Here is a 16,321-nt window from a genome sequence, read left to right as displayed (position 1 = left end):
TTTCGAAGGACCCATAGCCTACCGGAACGCGCGCCGCGATGGCGCCGCGCGCCGATGGTTTATAGTAACGGCCCCGTCAGAACCCGCTTACGATGACTTCCAACGACGCCACCCATAGCCCGCTGTACGCCAAGCTGCTCGCCGAAACCGCCAAGATCGGCTGGCCCGAACTCGAACGCTTCTTCGCCCGCGGCATGCTGCTGCGTGTCGCGCGCGACCTCGATCTGGTGAGCGTTGCCGAAGCCATCGCCGGCGACGACACCACGCAGGTCACGCAATGGCTGTCCTCCGGGCTCGTCGAGCGCGTGCAGGCGGAAACCGCCGCCGACTTCACCGAGCGCGACCCGGATCTCTGGGCCGTCGTCGTCTCGCCTTGGGTGTGCGTGCAGGAACGCAATTGAGCGAAGCCGCGCGCGACGCGGACACGTCGGCCGCGGCACCCGCCGTCCCTGTGCACTGGCACCGCCGGGTGCTCGCGCTGGCGTTTCCCATCGTCCTCGCCAATCTGACGCAGCCGATTCTCGGCGCGGTCGACACCGCCGTCGCCGGCCATCTGGATGGCGCGTCGTATCTCGGCGGCGTGGCGCTCGGCGGCCTGTTCTTCAACTTCGTGTTCTGGGGTTTCGGCTTCCTGCGCATGGGCACGACGGGTCTGGTCGCACAATCGCACGGCGCGGACAACCACGCCGAGTTGCGCAACAACGTCGTACGCGCGCTGTTGCTGGCGGCCGCGATCGGCGCCGTCGTGCTGGCGCTGCAAATGCCGCTGATCGACTACGCATTGCGCGTGATCGGCGGCAGCGACGCGGTGCAACGCAACGCGCGGCTTTACTGTCACGCGCGCATCTGGGCCGCCCCGCTCGCCCTCGGCAATTATGTCGTGCTCGGCTGGCTGCTCGGCACGCAACAGGTGCGGCTCGCGCTGCTCTCGCAGGTGTTCATCAACAGCGTGAACATCGTGGCCGTGCTGCTGTACGTCTACGGATTCGATTGGGGCGTGGCCGGCATCGGCGCGGCCACGGCCACCGCCGATGCGCTCGGCTTCGTGCTCGGCGCCGCCCTGCTATGGCACGGCAGGCCGCGCGGCCTGCCCGCGCTGAACCGCGCCGCCTTGTTCGACGCTGCGGCGCTCAAGCGGCTGGTGGTGCTCAATCGCGACATCTTCGTGCGCACCTTGTGCCTGCTCTCGTCGTTCGGCTGGTTTGCGCATCTGGGCGCGAAGCAAGGCGACGCCACGCTCGCCGCCAACGCGCTGCTGCTCAATTTTCAGACCTTCATGGCCTACGGACTCGACGGTTTCGCGCACGCCGCCGAAGCGCTGGTCGGCGCGGCGATCGGCGCGCGCGACCGGCATGCTTTCACACAGGCGATCAAGGTGACGGCGTTGTGGTCCACGCTCGGCGCGCTGGGGTTCTCGCTCGTGTATTGGGGCACGGGCTCGTGGATCGTCGAACGTCTGACGGATCAGGCCGCCGTGCGCGCCACCGCTGAAATGTATCTGCCGTGGGCCGCGCTCTCGCCGGTGGTTTCCGTGTGGGGCTTTCTGCTCGACGGCGTCTTCATTGGCGCGACCCGCACGCGCGAGCTCATGATGTCGATGGTGGTGTCGTTCGCGCTGTTCGTGGCGGCGTCGTGGGCCTTGCTGGCGCTGTACGGCAATCACGGCCTGTGGGCCGCGATGCTGCTCTTCATGGCGCTGCGCGGTCTCACGCTCGCGCGCTATGTGCCGGGCGTCGTGCGCGGTATGGCGGGCACGGTGACTTGAGCGCTCAGGCGTCGCCCATTTCGCATCGCGGCACCCGGTTACGGCTTGAAACAAGCGCACACATATCGCGGGCGACGCCCGCCCTAGAATGACCTCAGCCCGCGCTCTCCGCGCGAAAAGTCTGCGCGGGTCAGAAGCGCCGGCGTGCCCGCGCCGGAGCTTCGCTCCCGCTATTCGTCCCCGTCACCGAGTCCGTTGTCAGCCGATGCTCAAGGTGTGGCCGGCGCAGGCACCATCGTGGGAGGACGGCTGTCGGTGGGCACGCCGTGGTAGTCGGCGGGATCTTGCGGCGGCGGGCCGCCGTGATGGCCGGACGGACCATTTGCACAGCCGGCAATGCCGGCAACCAGCAGCAACGCAATCATTGAAACGCGGATCATAGACAGGAGTCTCTCGAAGCAGAATGAAAGAGCGGCTGCCCGGCGCTGACCGGGCAAGCGCGAGCGCCGAGAGTCTACCTGCAAAGCGCATTCCACGACGCCGCGGCGAGCAGCCCTGCCCCTCCCATTTCGTTACGTGTGAGCTACTATAAAGTCACAGCCGCATCTCACAGGAGACTGCCATGGACGCTGAAACGATCGCGGGTCTGATCGGACTCGGAATAGGTCTGCTCGTGCTGCTCGTGTTGTCGATTTACGAATCGAGAACCTATCGGCGCGAACACGACGGCGAAGGCATGGTGCATCACTGGCTGACTCATCAGCACATGCCGCACTGGATGCGTCGCCGGCACTGAACGGAAACCCTGCTGCAGGCTGCGCCTGCGGCGATTCCGGATAATTAAACGGTTGATACGCTGCACCGCACGTGCGAGCCCGCGCTCGCACGTCGACTGCTTGCGTGGTGACGCCAGTCCCGCACTCACCTTCGGCGCGCAAGTTTTTCCTGCCTGCCGTTTCCCCTGATGCATCACCTCGCCACGACTGAAGCATCCAACCGCCCACCCTCTCCCCTCCGACCTTACTTTCCGTTTAGGCACATGCCTTGCTGCATGTAAGCCTGCAAGGAGCGCGCAGCTTGCGCGTCGAGCGTCCCGGCGCGAATGCGCCGAACCAACAGACCAAATGGCTCAGGCCAGACAGGGAGAACTCGAATGACCATCGGAACCATACTACTTATCGTGCTCATTCTTCTGCTGATCGGCGCGTTACCGAGCTGGCCGTACAGCAGCGGCTGGGGCTATCGGCCGACCGGCGTGCTGGGCGTCGTGCTGATCATCGTGATCGTGTTGCTGCTCATGGGACGCATATAACGCGGCCGAATCGCGCATTCGAGCCTCCGTTTCGCACCGGCGCAATTCGTGATTGACTCTGGCACCCAATGCCACGTAGAATCTCGGATTCGTCGGAGCGTAGCGCAGCCTGGTAGCGCATCTGATTTGGGATCAGAGGGTCGAAGGTTCGAATCCTTTCGCTCCGACCACGAAAAGCAATACGAAACCCGCGTAGCCTCCGGCTTCGCGGGTTTTTGCTTTTTGGGCTCTCAGGCTCGCACTCGCGATATACCGGAGCGCCTATACGGTCAGCCTGAGCGATCGCCTTGCGGCCTGGCGAGGCCGCGTGCGACAGTGACTAAAACCTGGCGCACGCCTGATCAGGCTCAAGCGCCGCAACCAGAGTCAAGGAGACACCCATGGATCTGATTCTCTGGCGTCACGCCGAAGCCGAAGACATCGCCAGCACCGATCTCGCGCGGGCGCTCACTACGCGGGGCCGCAAGCAGGCGCAAAACGTCGCCAAATGGCTGCGCACCCGGCTGCCCGACGACGCCGTGGTGCTCGCGAGCCCTGCCGTGCGCACCATCCAGACCGCCGAGACCCTCAGCGATCAGTACCGCGTGGTGCGCGAACTCGCCCCCAACGCGAGCGCGGACGACGTGCTCAACGCCGCCGGCTGGCCCAAGGGCATCGCGCAAACGGTGGTGATCGTCGGCCATCAACCGACGCTCGGTCACGTCGCCGCGCGGCTGCTCGGCGATAGCGACGCGAGCTGGCCGCTGAAGAAAGCCGGCGTGTGGTGGATCGCAAGCCGTGAACGCGACGGCGACGACCAGGCCGTGCTGCGCGCCGCCATGAGCCCCGATCTGGTCTGATTCGGATTCGCTTCAACCAGGCCGGCGGCCCATAAAATCCCACGCGGCGCACGAACACCGCCGGGCCGCTCGCATCGATCACGTGCTTCACCCACACCGCCAGGATCGCAGCGTCCCGGCGCTCGAATCGCTCCCATCCAATCCGCCACGCCCCCACATTTCGCGCGAAAACAACACTCGCCGACTCGGATCCGGACATTACAAGCCGGAGGCATGCAGCTTACGGGCAGTCATCCAATCGTCATGGGTTTGCCATGCGAGCGTCACCAGGCGTTACTACATTGGCGAAAAAAGAAATCTCCCTTTTTTCGACCAGGACCCCCCATGCGAGAACTGCCGACGCCTACCCTGCCCCTCGCTTCGATCTTCGAGTCGCGCCGTCTGCCGCGCGCCGAGGAAACGGTCACCGCCCAGCATCGCCTGCAAGTCACCTGGGCGCGCACCGACGAAGAGCTGCGCGAAGCCCAGCGTCTGCGCTACCGCGTATTCGCCGACGAAATGGGCGCACGCCTGACGGGCCCCGCGGGTCTCGACGTCGATTCGTTCGACTCCTACTGCGATCACCTGCTGGTGCGCGATCTCGACACGTTGAAAGTGGTCGGCACGTATCGCGCGTTGCCGCCGCATCAGGCCGCGCGTATCGGCCGCCTGTATGCGGAAAGCGAATTCGACGTGTCGCGTCTGACGCACCTGCGCGCCAAGATGGTCGAAGTGGGCCGTTCGTGCGTGCATCCCGACTATCGCAGTGGCTCGGTGATCATGTCGTTGTGGGCGGGCCTCGCCGCCTACATGAAGCACAACGGCTACGAGACAATGCTCGGCTGCGCGAGCGTGGCGATGGTCGACGGCGGCCACTACGCGGCGAATCTGTATTGCTCGCTGCGCGACAACGCACTGACCGCGCCGGAATATCGCGCGTTTCCGCACACGCCGCTGCCGGTCGATGAATTGCAGACGGGCGCCGAGGTGGCACCGCCGCCGCTGGTGAAGGGTTATCTGCATCTGGGCGCGAAGATTTGCGGCGCGCCGGCATGGGATCCCGACTTCAATACCGCAGACTTTCTGACACTGTTCCGTTTGTCCGATATCAATGCACGTTACGCTCGCCACTTCCTCGGCGATGCGCTGCCGCGCTGAGCGGACTGGTTCGTGTGACGCGCTTTGATGGGCGTCGGCGAATCAGAAACAAGCGGCCACAAAAAAGCCCGGCGATTTGCCGGGCTTTCTCATTCATGCGCCGTAAGCAATGCCTCAGTCGTCCGTATAAACCACACGATACGGAATGCCGACCTTCTCCCACTCCGCGGCCTCCTGAATCAGGCTGTAGTCGGTCAACGGATTGTTCGCCACCCACTCGTTCGGCAAGCGCACCTCGTAACCGCCGTTGACCTGCGCCACCGAGATGCCCGGCAAGCCGACGTCCGCACGCCGACGGCACAGCAGCGCCGCGAGCCGCAGACAGAACAGCAGCGGCCACTCCACTTCGCGCGTTTGCGACAGCTTGCCGAGCTTGCCCGCGTGACCGAGCACGAGCGCGGCGAGCCGCGCCTGGTCGGTGCGCGAAAAGCCCGGCATGTCGGCGTTGCTGGCGATGTAGGCCGAGTGCTTGTGATACGCGCTGTGCGAGATCGACAGCCCTATTTCGTGCAACGCCGCCGCCCAACCGAGGAACATGCGGTTTTCCGTGCGACGCTCTTCGTCGGGTTCCGCGAACTGGTCGTAGAAGCGCACCGAGAGTTCGCCGATGCGCCCCGCCTGCGCGCGATCCACGCCATAGCGGCGCATGAAGCCTTCCACCGTCACCGTGCGCATGTCCTCGTGCTGCGAACGGCCCAGCAGGTCGTACAGCACGCCGAGGCGCAGCGCGCCGTCCGTGGTATCGACATAGTCGACGCCGAGTTCGTCGAACACCGCGATCATGATCGACAGGCCACCGGCCAGCACCGGAATGCGATCGCCCTTCAACGCGACGAGCTTCAGCCGATTGACGTTCTCCGCCTTGATCAGCGCGCGCTTGAGCCGTTCGAGCCCACCGCGCGAGATACCGTGCGTGATGCCCGGATCGTTGAAGTTATTAGCCTCCACCAATTCGGCCAATGCGCGTGCAGTGCCCGATGAACCAATCGCCTGTTCCCAGCCGGTCTTCTTGTACTCGGCGGAAATGATCTGGATTTCGCGGCCCGCGGCGAGTTCGGCCTGACGCATCGTATATTCGTCGACGTTGCCGGCCGGGAAAAACGCACGGCTATGGCTCACGCAACCGATATACAGGCTCTCCATCTTGATCGGCGTGTAATGCGAGCCGATGATGAATTCCGTCGACCCGCCGCCAATGTCGACCACGAGCCGTTTGCCCGGGCTCGCGGGCACGGAGTGTGCTGCCCCCGCGTAGATCAGGCGCGCTTCTTCGCGCCCGGCAATCACTTCGATCGGGAAACCGAGCGCGGCTTGCGCCTCGCCGAGAAATTCGCCGGCATTCTTGGCGATGCGCAATGTATTGGTGGCGACCGCGCGAACGTGATCGGGATGGAAGTCGCGAAGACGCTCACCGAAACGCTTGAGCGCGTCCCAGCCACGCACCTGCGAAGCACGGTCGAGCATCTTGTCGCGCGATAGACCGGCGGCAAGGCGCACGGGCTCGCGCAAGGCATCGACCTGGTAAATCTGGCTGCCCGCGTCGGTTTCCTCGACCCGGCCCACGATCAGCCGGAAGCTGTTCGAGCCGAGATCGACGGCAGCGAGGAGGTGCGGAGTATTGACCATCGGGTAAGCGGACTCCATGCGCGCGAGCGCGGCGACGTTGGATGCGGAGGGCGCCGCGTATCCACTCGGTGCCTTGGGCGCCTTCTGGCCGGCCGCGCTGTTCAAAGACGCCATTCTAAGCGTACCGGGCCTCACGATGTCACCTCGCAGCAATGGGGGTGCCCAATGGTCCCATATCCACTGCGTCATAATGACGACATGCGACGATTACGGCGTAGAATTAAAAAATCGAGAATGTCATAACAACGTCATCATACTGTGAGAATTTCCGAGCGTCTTTCCGCCTCTCTTCCTGACATTCCATTCTCGCTGCCGATGTCCATCCGCTACCCCTTATTGAATCGCGAGCTGGGCATTCTGGGTTTCAACGAGCGTGTGTTGGCACAAGCTGCCGACCCAGCCGTCCCTTTGCTCGAACGCCTGCGTTTCATCTGCATCACCAGTAGCAATCTCGACGAATTCTTCGAAGTCCGCATGGCCGGACTGCAGGAACAGATGCGCGACAACCCCGGCGCACTGTCGCCGGACGGTATGTCGCTGCAGCACGTGTACGACCTCGTGGTCGAACGCGCGCAGAAGCTCGTGCATCGCCAATACACCATGCTGCACGACACGGTGCTCACCGCGCTCGAAGCAGAAGGCATCTATTTTCACGGCACGGAAGCGTGGAACGAAGCGCAGACCGAATGGGCGCGCAATTACTTCTTCGATGAACTGCTGCCCGTGCTCACGCCGATCGGGCTCGATCCGGCGCATCCGTTTCCACGCGTGCTCAATAAGAGCCTGAACTTCGTCGTCGAACTGGAAGGCAAGGACGCGTTCGGCCGTCAGGCGATGATGGGCATCGTGCAGGCACCGCGCGCGCTGCCGCGGCTCGTGCGCATGCCGCAAGACCTGTCGGGCTATCCGCATGGCTTCGTGCTGCTGAGCTCGCTGTTGCAGCGCTTTGTCGGTGAGCTGTTTCCGAACCTCGTCGTGCGCAGTTGCAATCAGTTTCGCATCACGCGCAATAGCGAACTGTTCGTCGACGAAGATGAAATCACCAACCTGCGTGTCGCGTTGCAGGGCGAATTGCCGGCGCGGCATCTGGGCAACGCGGTGCGGCTCGAAGTGTCGGCGGAAACGCCCACGCATGTCGTGCGGCGCCTGCTCGACGAAAGCGGCCTCTCCAACAAGGATTGCTATTACGCAGACGGCCCCGTCAATCTGGTGCGGCTCATGCAATTACCGGAGATGGTGGACCGCCCCGATCTGAAGTTCGTGCCGCACATTCCCGCGATTCCGTCGCAGATCGCCAACAGCGCCAATATGTTCGACGTGGTCGATCAGGGCGACGTGCTGCTGCATCATCCGTACGAGAGCTTTCAGCCGGTGCTCGAGCTGCTGTTGCAAGCGGCCAAGGATCCGAACGTGGTCGCGATCAAGCAGACCATCTATCGCACCGGCACCGATTCGCCGCTGATGGACGCGCTGATGCAAGCCGCACGCAACGGCAAGGAAGTCACGGTGGTGGTCGAACTGCTCGCGCGCTTCGACGAGGAAACCAACATCAACTGGGCCTCGCAGCTCGAAGCGGTCGGCGCGCACGTGGTGTACGGCGTGGTGGGCCACAAGTGCCACGCGAAGATGATGCTGATCGTGCGGCGCGTGTCGGTGGGCGGCAAGACCACGCTCAAGCGCTATGTGCACCTCGGCACCGGCAACTACCATCCGCGTACGGCGCGTCTTTACACCGACTTCGGCCTGATGACCGCGGATCAGAAAATCTGTGAAGACGTGCATCACGTGTTCCAGCAGTTGACCGGCATCGGCGGAGAACTGAAGCTGCATGAGTTGTGGCAATCGCCGTTCACGCTGCATCCGAAACTGGTCGAAGCGATTCGCGCCGAAGCCGAGCATGCGCGCGCCGGCAAGAAAGCGCGCATCGTCGCGAAGATGAACGCGCTGCTCGAACCCACGGTGATCGCCGAATTGTATGAAGCCGCGAAGGCCGGCGTGAAAATCGATCTGATCGTGCGTGGCGTGTGTTCGTTGCAGCCGGGTGTGGCTGGGCTTTCGGAGAACATCACCGTGCGCTCGATCGTCGGGCGCTTTCTTGAACATCACCGCATCTTCTACTTCTACGACGGCGGCAAGGAACAGGTCTATTTGTCGAGCGCCGACTGGATGGACCGCAATTTCTTCCGGCGCGTGGAAGTCGCTTTCCCGATCAATAACCGCCGTCTGAAGCGGCGTGTGATCGCTGAAGGCCTGTCAGCATTTCTCGGTGACAATCAGTCTGCGTGGCTCATGCAAAGCGACGGCCATTACCGGCGTCGCCGGCCGGGCAAGTCCTCGCGCAACGCGCAGATGAGCCTGCTTGGGAAATTCTGTTCGTAACGCGCTAGCGATTGCGCTCGCTTCTGCGAGCCCGCGACACGCGTAAAAAAGCCCGCTACTACGTGCGGGCTTTTTTTCAGGCCGATGTGTTGACGTTCAAGCCGGCGCAGGCTGCCGGCGCGCCGTGCGATACACCGGGAAGCGCACGGTGAACGTGCTGCCACGTCCCTCTTCGCTCTTCACATCGAGCTGCGCATCGTGACGTTGCAGCACATGCTTGACGATCGCGAGGCCGAGGCCCGTACCGCCGGTGTCGCGTGAACGGCTGCGATCGACGCGATAGAAACGCTCCGTCAGCCGCGGAATGTCCGCAGAGGGAATGCCGAGTCCGCTGTCCGTCACGGAAAACACCGCATTGCCACCTTGCGCGTGCCAAGCCACCTTGATCGCGCCGCCATCCGGCGTGTAGCGAATCGCGTTCGTGACGAGATTGCCGAACGCGCTGAGAATTTCCGTTTCGACGCCGGTGACGGTGAGCCCTTCATCGGCATCGAACACGATCTTGTGATGATCGCTCGACAGGTTTTCCGCGTCGTCCCGCAGATGCCGCAACACCGCGCGCATATCGATCATCTGGTCGCTCGGCGGCTTGTTGTCGCCTTCGAGTTTGGCGAGCACCAGCAGATCACTGACGATATGGCGCATGCGCGAAGCCTGCTGCTCCATCAGTTCGAGATAGCGCGAACGTTCGGCTTCGCTCAACGGCAACTCGCGCATGGTCTCCAGAAAACCCGAGAGCACCGTGAGCGGCGTCTTCAGTTCATGCGAAACGTTGGCGACGAAGTCGCGCCGCATCGCGTCGGTCCGCTCGAGTTCGGTAATGTCTTGCGAGAGCACCAGCTTGCGGTTTTCGCCGTACGGAAATACCTGCACCGACAGCACGTTCTGACGCTTGTCGCCCATGCCGCGCATGATCAGCATTTCTTCGTAGCGATGCGAATTCAGATAGCGAACGAAGTCCGGTTGACGCACCAGATGCGTGATGTGCTGGCGCAGATCGCGCTTCGCGTCCAGGCCGAAATGAAGTTCGGAGATCGCGTTGCACCACTCGATCTGATCGTGATCGTCGAGCATCGCCACGCCGTTCGGCGAGGCCTGGATCGCCTGAATAAAGCGCGAATGCTGTTGCTCGACCGAGCGTACCTGGGCGTGCCAGCGCTTCGCGAGCTTGTGCAGACGGTAGTAGATTTCGCCCCAGATGCCGGGGGCGCTCGGCACTTCGCCGTAAACCGGCGCGTCGAGCAAACGCCACAAACGCTGTTTATGAAAGGTGCTGAAAAGGCTCTGCGCGAGCAGCATGACAATCGCGAGGACGAGCGCTGCCTTGACGTTCACGAGTGCGCCGACCACCACGCACAGAACAGCCAGCAGCACGACCGACACGATGGAGCGCGCCCAGATGATGTTCATGGTCTAGCGATCGAAGAGAAAAGCCCATGCGCCGTGATGGAAATCGCGGCGCCTATCGTTGCGAAGATGACGTATCCGACGCGGACTCGAACGCCGCGACCGGTGAGCGAGCGTCAGGCGCTCTTCGCAAGCCGGTAGCCGCTGCCGCGTACCGTCTCAATCATAGCATCGCACCCGGCCGGCTTGAGCGCCGCGCGCAGGCGCTTGATATGCACGTCCACCGTGCGCTCTTCGACGAACACGTGATCGCCCCACACCTGATCGAGCAGTTGCGTGCGGCTGTGCACGCGCTCCGGGTGGGTCATGAAAAAGTGCAGCAGCCGGAATTCCGTCGGGCCGAGATCGAGTTTGATCTCGCTGCCTTCCGCATGCGCGGCCACGCGGTGCGTCGCCGGATCGAGCTTGAGACCGTTGATCGCGACCACGTCTTCGGTCAACTGCGGCGCGCGGCGGCGCAACACCGCCTTGATGCGCGCCATCAGTTCTTTCGGCGAGAACGGCTTGGTGACGTAGTCGTCGGCGCCGATTTCGAGGCCGAGCACCTTGTCCTGCTCGTCGCCACGCGCGGTCAGCATGATGATCGGAATATGCTTCGTGCGCTCGTTGTTACGCAAGTCGCGCGCGAAGGCGATGCCCGATTTTCCCGGCAACATCCAGTCGAGCAGGACGAGGTCGGGCAATACGTCGCTGATCAGGTTCTGCGCCTGCTCCGCGTTGTACGCGCGAATCGGGCAGTGTCCGGCGTGTTGAAGATTGACCGAAATCAATTCGGAAATGGCGGGCTCATCTTCAATGACGAGAATGCTGCTGGGCATCGGCACCTCTGGTCCTTATATCTGGATTAACTGAGTGCTTCGCGTTCGAGCGCGTCGCGCGACTTGTGCCGCACGTCCGTGCCCTTGACGATGTAAATGATGAATTCGGCGATGTTCTTCGCGTGGTCGCCGATCCGCTCGATCGCCTTGGCGATAAAGAGGAAGTCGAGGCCCACCGAGATCGAACGCGGATCTTCCGTCATGTACGAAATCAGCTTGCGCACGAAGGCGCGGAATTCTTCGTCGATCGCTTTATCGTCGCGCACGATCTGCGCGGCGGCGACCGTGTCGAGGCGCGCGAACGCGTCGAGCGCGCGGCGCAGAATCGACACCGCCATCTCGCCCGACAACTTGATTTCGGCGATGTTGATGGTGCGCGAGGCGCCGTCTTCCATCAAACGCTTGGTGCGCTTGGCGATTTTTTCGGCTTCGTCGCCGGCGCGTTCGAGATTCGTGATGGTCTTCGAAATCGCGATCAAGAGACGCAGATCACGCGCGGCCGGCTGACGGCGCGCGATGATGTTGCTGCACTCTTCGTCGATTTCCACTTCCATCTTGTTCAGGCGCTCTTCCGCGGCGATCACCTGTTCGGCGATGTCGAGATCGAATTCGTTGAGCGCCTGCATGGCCTTGACGATCTGCGATTCGACCAGGCCGCCCATTTCGAGCACCTTGGAGGAAACCAGATTCAGGTCGGCGTCGAACTGGCTGGACAGGTGTTTGTCGGACATGTCGTACTCCCTTGTTTTGCTCGGCGTGTTAACCGAAGCGGCCAGTGATGTAATCCTCGGTTTCCTTGCGGACCGGCTTGATGAAGATCTTTTCGGTATCGCCGAATTCGATCAACTCGCCAAGGTACATATAGGCAGTGTAGTCCGAACAGCGGGCCGCCTGTTGCATGTTGTGCGTGACGATCACCACCGTGTAATCGCTCTTCAATTCGGCGATCAGTTCTTCGATACGGCCCGTCGAAATCGGGTCCAGCGCCGAACACGGTTCGTCGAGCAGGAGCACTTCCGGACGGATCGCGATACCGCGCGCAATGCACAGACGCTGCTGCTGGCCGCCCGACAGACCGTAGCCGCTCTGACCGAGCTTGTCCTTCACTTCGTTCCACAGCGCGGCCTTGGTCAGCGCCCATTCGACGCGGTCGTCCATTTCCGAGCGTGGCAGCGTTTCGAACATCTTCACGCCGAACGCGATGTTGTCGTAAATCGACATCGGAAACGGCGTCGGCTTCTGGAACACCATGCCGATCCGCGCGCGCAGCAGCGAGATATCGCGCTTGGAGGTCAGCAGGTTTTCGCCGTCCATCAGGATCTCGCCTTCGGCGCGTTGTTCCGGATAGAGCGCGTACATCTTGTTCAGCGTACGCAGCAGCGTGGACTTGCCGCAGCCCGACGGGCCGATGAACGCGGTCACCTTGCCTTCGGGAATCTGCAGATTGATGTTCTTCAGCGCGTGATACTTGCCGTAGAAGAAGTTCAGGTCGTTGATCTCGATCTTCGGGCGCGACGACGCCTGCGACTGGCCGCTCTGGGCGGGATCGAAACCGGCGGGCGCAGTGGGACGCGCGATCGGATTGAGTTGAGTTTCTGCCATATTCATCGGATTACACTCCGCCCTTACTTGTTCGAGAAGATCGTGCGCGCGAGGATGTTCAGTCCCAGCACCGCGAGCGTGATCAGGAAGACGCCGGCCCACGCGAGCGATTGCCACTGCGCGAACGGGCTCATCGCAAACTTGTAGATCGTGACCGGCAGGTTCGCGACCGGCTGGCCCATGTCCATCGAGAAGAACTGATTCGACAGCGCCGTGAAGAGCAGCGGCGCGGTTTCGCCTGCGATACGCGCCACGCCGAGCAGCACGCCGGTGACGATACCCGCGATCGACGCCTTCAGCGTGATCGACAGCACCATCTTCCACTTCGGCGTGCCGAGTGCGAAAGCCGCTTCACGCAGTGCGTTCGGCACCAGTTTCAGCATGTTTTCCGTGGTGCGGATCACGATCGGGATCTGCAGCAAGGCAAGCGCGAACACACCGGCCCAGCCGCTGAAGTGACCCATCTTCGCGACAACCAGCGCGTAGACGAACAGACCCACCACGATCGACGGCGCCGACAACAGAATGTCGTTGATGAAGCGCGTGAGGCTCGCGAGCCAGCCCTTCTGACCGTATTCGGCGAGATAGACGCCCGCCAGAATGCCGATCGGCGTGCCGACGAAAGTCGCTAGCCCAACCAGCATCAGGCTGCCGACGATGGCGTTGGCGAGACCGCCGCCATCGGTGTTCGGCGGCGGCGTCGATTGCGTGAACAGTTCGACCGACAAGCCGCCGATACCGAGGCGCAAGGTCGTGTACAGAATCCAGATCAGCCACAGCAGACCGAATGCCATCGCGGCGAGCGACATGGTCAGCGCAATCGCGTTCTTCATGCGGCGGCGGCCTTGCAGGCGCACGCGCATGGCTTCGAGCGCGACGGCGTCGTTCGAACCCGGCATATTCAAAGTGGGCTGGCTCATTTCGCGCCCTCCCCTTTTTCGAGGCGAAGCAGCATGACCTTGGAGATCGCCAGCACGACGAAAGTAATCACGAACAGAATGAGGCCGAGTTCCATCAGCGCCGACGTATGCAGGCCCGGATCCGCTTCGGCGAATTCGTTGGCGAGCGCCGACGTAATGCTGTTGCCCGGTGAAAAGAGCGACACGTTGTCGAGCAGATTGGTGTTGCCGATCACGAACGTGACAGCCATGGTCTCGCCGAGCGCGCGGCCCAGACCCAGCATCACGCCGCCGATCACGCCGCTCTTGGTGAAGGGCAGCACGATCTTCCACATCACTTCCCACGTCGTGCAGCCAATGCCGTACGCCGATTCCTTCAGCAGGACCGGCGTGACTTCGAACACGTCGCGCATCACCGAGGCGATGTACGGGATGATCATGATCGCGAGAATCACACCCGCGCACAGAATGCCGATGCCGATCGGCGCGCCCTGAAACAGTGCCCCGACGACCGGAATGCCGCCGAGCACCGCGCCGAGCGGCTTTTCGAACCACGTCGCGAAGATCGGCGCGAACACCAGCAGACCCCACATGCCGTACACGATCGACGGAATCGCGGCGAGCAGTTCGATCGCGATGCCGAGCGGCCGGCGCAGCCAAGCGGGCGCGAGTTCAGTCAGGAAAAGCGCGATGCCGAAGCTGACAGGCACCGCGATGATGAGTGCGATGATCGACGTGGCGATCGTGCCGTAGATCGGCACCAGGGCGCCGAATTGCTTGCTGGGTGGATCCCAGTCGGCGGTCCACAGGAAGCTGAGACCGAATTGCTTGATCGACGGCATGGACGCGACGATCAGCGAAACGATGATGCCGCCGAGCAACAGCAATGTGATGATGGCGGCAAGGCGCGCGAGACCGCCGAAGATCACGTCGCCGGCGCGGCTAGGCGCTTTCTGCTGCGACGCGCTGCCGGGCGGGGTCGACCTGCTCGCGCCGGACGCTAATTGGATATCGGACATGAGAGCCTGATGGACCTGTTTCCAGTTGCCGTATGACACGTGTCGTGCGGCCGGTAATGCCGGTGGTTAAAGCCATTGGCCGTCCTCGCTTGAGGACGGCCAACGTGTTACGTACTACGGATGCTGAGCGCTGTGCTCATTGCTTCTCTTACTCGGCGATTGCCTTGCCCGAAGCGTCCTTCACCTTCGCCTTCCATTGCGTGCGGATTTCCGCCACGACCGAATCCGGCAGCGAGATGTAGTCCAGATCGTTTGCGGCTTGCGTGCCGTTCTTGAACGCCCAGTCGAAGAACTTCAGCGTTTCGGTGCCTTGCGCCGGCTTGTCCTGCGCCGTGTGCAACAGCACGAACGTCGCACCGACGATCGGCCATGCGTTCTTGCCCGGTTCGTTCGTCAGGATCTGGTAGAACGACTTCGACCAGTCCGCGCCTGCAGCCGCTGCCTTGAAAGTGTCCGTCTTCGGCTCGACCACCGTGCCCGACGAGTTCTTCAGCGCGACATACGTCATGTGGTTCTGCTTCGCGTACGCCCATTCCACGTAGCCGATTGCGCCCGGCAGACGTTGCACGAAGGCCGCGACGCCGTCGTTGCCCTTGCCGCCCGTGCCCGTCGGCCAGTTGACCGTCGAACCTTCACCGACCTTCGTCTTCCAGTCCGCGTTGACCTTCGACAGGTAGTTCGTCCAGATGAAGCTGGTGCCCGAACCATCGGCGCGGCGAACCACGGCGATGTCGGTATCCGGCAGCTTGACCTTCGGGTTCAGCGCAACGATCGCCGGATCGTTCCACTTCTTGATCTTGCCCAGGTAGATGTCGCCGAGCACTTCGCCCGACAGCGTCAGTTCAGCCGGCTTCACGCCCGGCACGTTGACGACCGGCACCACGCCGCCGACCACCGTCGGGAACTGGAACAGGCCTTCCTTGGCGAGTTCGTCGTCCTTCAGTGGCGCGTCCGAACCGGCGAAGTCGACGGTCTTCGCGACGATCTGCTTCACGCCGCCCGACGAACCGATGCCTTGATAGTTGACCTTGCCGCCGCCGGACTTCTGATACGAATCGGCCCACTTCGTGTAAATCGGTGCTGCGAAGGTGCTGCCCGCGCCGGTGATGTCTGCGGCTTGCGCTGCGATCGCGAAAAGCGCGCCAGCGACGCCAGCGAACACGGTTTGCATCAATTTCATGAGACCTCCAAAGGTGTGAGCGGTGTGAGCGAGTAACACGAACACCGCGAAGCTTAGGGTCTCTTTGTGACAGTAACGTGACTGACCGTGAAACGGATGTGACAGTGGGATTACAGGCCTGAAAGGCGCTTGAACGGAGAAATTGCCGGTTTCGCGACGTTCGGGGCGTCGCTCTACAGATTAGGCGAAAAAGATGGGGCGCGAACGTTTGCGGGTGCGCGTTGGGGGTTAGGGGGATGTGGCGCGGGTGGTGCGGCAATGGGCCGCGGGTGGAAAGATGGCTGGTGGGGCCGAGGGTTTGGCGGTGTGGGTTTGGCGGTGTGGGTTTGGCGCTGTGGGTTTGGCGCTGTGGGTTTGGCGCTGTGGGTTGGCGCTGTGGGTTGGCGCTGTGGGTTGGC

General features: G+C 62.6%; 16 protein-coding genes and 1 tRNA gene. 8 read left to right on the top strand and 9 right to left on the bottom strand.

The window, feature by feature from the left end:
* Positions 1 to 92 precede the first annotated feature (92 nt).
* On the top strand, positions 93 to 401 hold the full coding sequence (locus PQR42_RS38260) for a DUF2288 domain-containing protein (protein WP_408385882.1): 309 nt from the start codon (positions 93 to 95) through the stop codon (positions 399 to 401).
* Entirely contained in the window at positions 398 to 1,765 is a 1,368-nt protein-coding gene (locus PQR42_RS38255; RefSeq protein ID WP_408385880.1) for an MATE family efflux transporter, read from the top strand. Before PQR42_RS38260 ends, PQR42_RS38255 begins: the two co-directional genes overlap by 4 nt.
* Before the next feature lie 209 nt (positions 1,766 to 1,974).
* Here PQR42_RS38255 and PQR42_RS38250 read toward each other — a convergent pair whose 3' ends face one another.
* On the bottom strand, positions 1,975 to 2,145 hold the full coding sequence (locus PQR42_RS38250) for a hypothetical protein (protein ID WP_408206715.1): 171 nt from the start codon (positions 2,143 to 2,145) through the stop codon (positions 1,975 to 1,977).
* A 182-nt stretch (positions 2,146 to 2,327) separates the two neighbouring features.
* Between PQR42_RS38250 and PQR42_RS38245 the strand changes: the two genes are divergently transcribed.
* From PQR42_RS38245 to PQR42_RS38225, 5 genes are all read left to right on the top strand, one after another.
* Entirely contained in the window at positions 2,328 to 2,501 is a 174-nt protein-coding gene (locus tag PQR42_RS38245; protein WP_408206717.1) for a hypothetical protein, read from the top strand.
* A 357-nt stretch (positions 2,502 to 2,858) separates the two neighbouring features.
* The gene (locus PQR42_RS38240) at positions 2,859 to 3,017 is read left to right on the top strand and encodes a DUF3309 family protein (RefSeq protein ID WP_007181032.1); all 159 of its coding nucleotides are present in this window, start codon (positions 2,859 to 2,861) and stop codon (positions 3,015 to 3,017) included.
* Positions 3,018 to 3,110: 93 nt separating this feature from the next.
* Positions 3,111 to 3,187: transfer RNA gene (locus PQR42_RS38235), tRNA-Pro, on the top strand.
* 210 nt (positions 3,188 to 3,397) lie between these two features.
* A complete protein-coding gene (sixA, locus tag PQR42_RS38230) occupies positions 3,398 to 3,856 on the top strand; it encodes a phosphohistidine phosphatase SixA (protein WP_408206720.1) in 459 nt (152 codons plus the stop codon).
* A 324-nt stretch (positions 3,857 to 4,180) separates the two neighbouring features.
* Positions 4,181 to 4,993: a GNAT family N-acetyltransferase gene (locus PQR42_RS38225; RefSeq protein ID WP_408495177.1), complete on the top strand. Its 813-nt coding sequence runs from the start codon at positions 4,181 to 4,183 to the stop codon at positions 4,991 to 4,993.
* A gap of 114 nt (positions 4,994 to 5,107) precedes the next feature.
* On the opposite strand, the gene ppx is transcribed toward PQR42_RS38225, so the two are convergent.
* The gene (ppx, locus tag PQR42_RS38220; protein WP_408385878.1) at positions 5,108 to 6,733 is read right to left on the bottom strand and encodes an exopolyphosphatase; all 1,626 of its coding nucleotides are present in this window, start codon (positions 6,731 to 6,733) and stop codon (positions 5,108 to 5,110) included.
* A 201-nt stretch (positions 6,734 to 6,934) separates the two neighbouring features.
* On the opposite strand from ppx, the gene ppk1 reads away from it, so the two are divergent.
* Complete coding sequence (gene ppk1, locus PQR42_RS38215) at positions 6,935 to 8,998, top strand: polyphosphate kinase 1 (RefSeq protein ID WP_408206724.1); 2,064 nt, start codon at positions 6,935 to 6,937, stop codon at positions 8,996 to 8,998.
* A 96-nt stretch (positions 8,999 to 9,094) separates the two neighbouring features.
* On the opposite strand, the gene phoR is transcribed toward ppk1, so the two are convergent.
* The 7 genes from phoR to pstS form a co-directional block, all read right to left on the bottom strand.
* The gene (phoR, locus tag PQR42_RS38210; protein WP_408206726.1) at positions 9,095 to 10,408 is read right to left on the bottom strand and encodes a phosphate regulon sensor histidine kinase PhoR; all 1,314 of its coding nucleotides are present in this window, start codon (positions 10,406 to 10,408) and stop codon (positions 9,095 to 9,097) included.
* A gap of 113 nt (positions 10,409 to 10,521) precedes the next feature.
* On the bottom strand, positions 10,522 to 11,223 hold the full coding sequence (gene phoB / locus PQR42_RS38205; protein ID WP_006051991.1) for a phosphate regulon transcriptional regulator PhoB: 702 nt from the start codon (positions 11,221 to 11,223) through the stop codon (positions 10,522 to 10,524).
* A 26-nt stretch (positions 11,224 to 11,249) separates the two neighbouring features.
* Positions 11,250 to 11,954: a phosphate signaling complex protein PhoU gene (gene phoU, locus PQR42_RS38200; RefSeq protein WP_091792610.1), complete on the bottom strand. Its 705-nt coding sequence runs from the start codon at positions 11,952 to 11,954 to the stop codon at positions 11,250 to 11,252.
* A 28-nt stretch (positions 11,955 to 11,982) separates the two neighbouring features.
* Entirely contained in the window at positions 11,983 to 12,831 is an 849-nt protein-coding gene (gene pstB / locus PQR42_RS38195; RefSeq protein ID WP_132373617.1) for a phosphate ABC transporter ATP-binding protein PstB, read from the bottom strand.
* Between the two features lie 17 nt (positions 12,832 to 12,848).
* The gene (pstA, locus tag PQR42_RS38190) at positions 12,849 to 13,745 is read right to left on the bottom strand and encodes a phosphate ABC transporter permease PstA (RefSeq protein WP_408206729.1); all 897 of its coding nucleotides are present in this window, start codon (positions 13,743 to 13,745) and stop codon (positions 12,849 to 12,851) included.
* Positions 13,742 to 14,743: a phosphate ABC transporter permease PstC gene (gene pstC / locus PQR42_RS38185; protein WP_408385877.1), complete on the bottom strand. Its 1,002-nt coding sequence runs from the start codon at positions 14,741 to 14,743 to the stop codon at positions 13,742 to 13,744. The genes pstA and pstC overlap by 4 nt, the downstream gene beginning before the upstream one ends.
* Positions 14,744 to 14,891: 148 nt before the next feature.
* Positions 14,892 to 15,923 (bottom strand): phosphate ABC transporter substrate-binding protein PstS, encoded by a 1,032-nt coding sequence (gene pstS / locus PQR42_RS38180; protein ID WP_408385875.1) that lies wholly within the window; start codon positions 15,921 to 15,923, stop codon positions 14,892 to 14,894.
* Positions 15,924 to 16,321 lie beyond the last annotated feature (398 nt).

The organism is Paraburkholderia sediminicola (assembly GCF_046027355.1).
GTDB classification, from domain to species: Bacteria; Pseudomonadota; Gammaproteobacteria; order Burkholderiales; family Burkholderiaceae; genus Paraburkholderia; species Paraburkholderia sediminicola_B.
This window is presented reverse-complemented; position numbering and strand designations above follow the sequence as displayed.